Source organism: Ruegeria sp. CDSC045, from assembly GCF_059610725.1.
Genome location: NZ_JBXWOE010000022.1, coordinates 1 through 2990 on the forward strand (window position 1 = coordinate 1; position 2990 = coordinate 2990).

Consider the following 2990-nt stretch of genomic DNA (forward strand, 5'->3'; position numbering starts at 1 on the left):
GTCAGGCCTTCTGGTTCTGGGAGTTTGTTTGCGCGGCATGCGGCGGTCAGGGTGTTGGCCAGCAGGCATGCGATTGTCATGGGGCCGACGCCACCGGGGACGGGGGTGATTGCTCCGGCGCGTTCGGCGGCGCTGGCGTAATCCACGTCTCCAACCAGCTTGTTCTTGCCGTCGCGTTCAATGCGGTTGATGCCCACGTCGATGACCGTGGCGCCTTCCTTGATCCAGTCGCCGGGCACCATCTCGGGGCGGCCCACAGCGGCGACAACGATATCCGCGCGACGGACAACATCGGGCAGATCCTTGGTGCGGCTATGCGCGATGGTCACGGTGCAGCTGTCGCCCAGCAGCAGTTGCGCCATCGGCTTGCCAACGATGTTCGAGCGGCCGATCACAACCGCGTCCATTCCGGACAATGAGCCGTGGTGATCTCGCAGCATCATCAGGCAGCCCAGTGGGGTACAGGGCACCATCGATTTCTGACCGGTGCCCAGCAGGCCCACATTCGAGATGTGGAACCCGTCGACATCCTTGGCCGGGTCGATCGAATTGATCACCAGATCTTCGTTCAGATGCTTGGGCAGCGGCAGCTGCACCAGAATGCCGTGGACTGCGGGATCGGTATTCAGCTTGTCGATCAGTGCCAGCAGGTCTGCCTCGGAGGTGTCCACATCCAGCTTGTGCTCATACGAGTTCATGCCGACCTCGACGGTCATCTTGCCCTTCGAGCGGACATAGACCTGGCTGGCCGGGTCTTCGCCCACCAGAACCACGGCCAGACCGGGGGTGATGCCATTTTCGTCCTTCAGCTTTGCAACCTGATCGGCAACCTGTGCCCGCACCGTTGCTGCAAAGGCCTTACCGTCGATAACCTGCGCTACCATTCTTCGATCCCTTCTTCCCAAAAACGGATCGGGCGCTTGGGGCGCCCGGTCAGTCAGTCGTTGCCGAGCACACGTTCCTCACGCGCAATCGACCAGTCAATCAGAATGCGCCACAGCGTCTCGGCCAGATCGGGGTCCATCCCCGCCGCCTGAGAGCTGGCACGCACCTTTTGCACCACCTCTTCAACACGATCCGGAATACGGGCCGGCAGGCCCTCGCCCGGCTTCAACTCAGACGCGCGATCAATGTAGCTGGCGCGCCTCACCAGCATCTCGATCAGGTGCCGGTCCAGTTGGTCGATCTGAATCCGCAGATCCTGCATCGTTGCGCAGTCTTGCGGCGGTGTCAGAGTGGGCATCGTGATCTCCTCGTGGCCCGGAGCATTCTCCGGATCACGAGATGTCTTATCTGGCGACTTAGAACAAGCCCTCGATCTCACCTGCGTCATTGAGGCAGATGCTTTCGGCCGCCGGTTTGCGCGGCAGGCCCGGCATAGTCATGATCTCACCACAGACCGCCACGATAAATCCGGCACCCGCGCTCAGGCGCACCTCGCGCACCGGAACCGAATGGCCGGTGGGCGCGCCGCGCAACGAGGGATCGGTCGAGAAGGAATATTGCGTCTTGGCCATGCAGACCGGCAGGTTGCCGTAACCGGCTTCTTCCCATTCACGCAGCTGGTTGCGGATCTTGTTGTCGGCCAGAACCTCGTCCGCGCGATAGATGCGCTTGGCGATGGTTTCGATCTTCTCGAACAGCGGCATATCGTCGGGGTAGATCGGCGCAAAGTTCGCTGTGCCCCCTTCGACGATTTCGACCACCTTCTCGGCCAGCGGCGCCGAACCTTCCGACCCCAACTCCCAGTGACGCGACAGAACCGCTTCGACCCCGTGGTCAGAGCAATAGTCTTTCACGGCTTGCACTTCTGCGTCGGTATCGGTGACGAAGTGGTTGATGCCAACCACAACCGGCACGCCAAAGGATTTGACGTTTTCGATGTGACGACCCAGGTTGGCGCAGCCCGATTTGACCGCGTCGACGTTTTCCGCACCCAGATCAGCCTTGGCCACACCGCCATTCATCTTCATCGCACGCACGGTGGCGACCAGCACCACAGCCGACGGCGCGATACCCGCTTTGCGGCACTTGATGTTCATGAATTTCTCGGCGCCCAGATCGGCCCCAAAACCCGCTTCGGTCACCACATAGTCAGCAACCTTCAGCGCGGTCTTGGTCGCAATGACCGAGTTACAGCCATGTGCAATGTTGGCAAACGGGCCGCCATGCACAAAGGCCGGGTTGTTTTCCAGCGTCTGCACCAGGTTCGGCTGCATCGCGTCCTTCAGCAGCACCGTCATCGCACCTTCGGCCTTGATGTCGCGGCAATACACGGCTGTCTTGTCGCGGCGATACGCGACGATGATGTCACCCAACCGCTTTTCCAGATCTTTCAGATCATTGGCCAGGCACAGGATCGCCATAACCTCAGAGGCCACGGTGATATCAAAGCCGGTCTCGCGCGGGAAACCGTTCGATACGCCACCCAAGCTGGCCGTGATCTGACGCAGCGCGCGGTCGTTCATGTCGACCACACGACGCCACGCTACACGGCGAATGTCGATCTCGCACTCATTGCCCCAGTAGATGTGGTTGTCGATCATCGCCGACAGCAGTGAATGGGCGCTGGTGATGGCGTGAAAGTCACCGGTGAAGTGCAGGTTCATCTCTTCCATCGGAACAACCTGCGCGTAACCACCACCCGCAGCGCCGCCCTTCATGCCAAAGTTCGGGCCCAGCGAAGCCTCACGGATACAGATCATCGCGTTCTTGCCGATCCGGTTCAAACCGTCACCCAGACCCACAGTCGTCGTCGTCTTACCCTCACCCGCAGGCGTCGGGTTGATCGCCGTCACCAGAATCAGCTTGCCGTCCTCACGGCCCTGAACCGAATTGATGAAGTCCTGGCTCACCTTTGCCTTGTCATGGCCATAGGGCAGAAGATCAGCAGATTCGATGCCGATCTTCGCACCAATCTCCTGAATCGGCTTCTTCTTCGCCTCACGCGCAATTTCGATGTCAGATTTATAGCTCATTGGGTTTCGGTC

General features: G+C 60.3%; 3 protein-coding genes. All 3 read right to left on the reverse strand.

The window, feature by feature from the left end; genetic code table 11:
- Nucleotides 1–884, reverse strand: an 884-nt coding sequence (folD, locus tag AC2FH6_RS21340; protein WP_271952851.1) for a bifunctional methylenetetrahydrofolate dehydrogenase/methenyltetrahydrofolate cyclohydrolase FolD, incomplete at its 3' end; no start/stop codon positions are given.
- Between the two features lie 53 nt (nucleotides 885–937).
- Entirely contained in the window at nucleotides 938–1243 is a 306-nt protein-coding gene (locus AC2FH6_RS21345; protein WP_142640424.1) for a chorismate mutase, read from the reverse strand.
- 58 nt (nucleotides 1244–1301) lie between these two features.
- Nucleotides 1302–2978: a formate--tetrahydrofolate ligase gene (locus AC2FH6_RS21350; RefSeq protein ID WP_496693145.1), complete on the reverse strand. Its 1677-nt coding sequence runs from the start codon at nucleotides 2976–2978 to the stop codon at nucleotides 1302–1304.
- Between the last annotated feature and the right edge of the window lie 12 nt (nucleotides 2979–2990).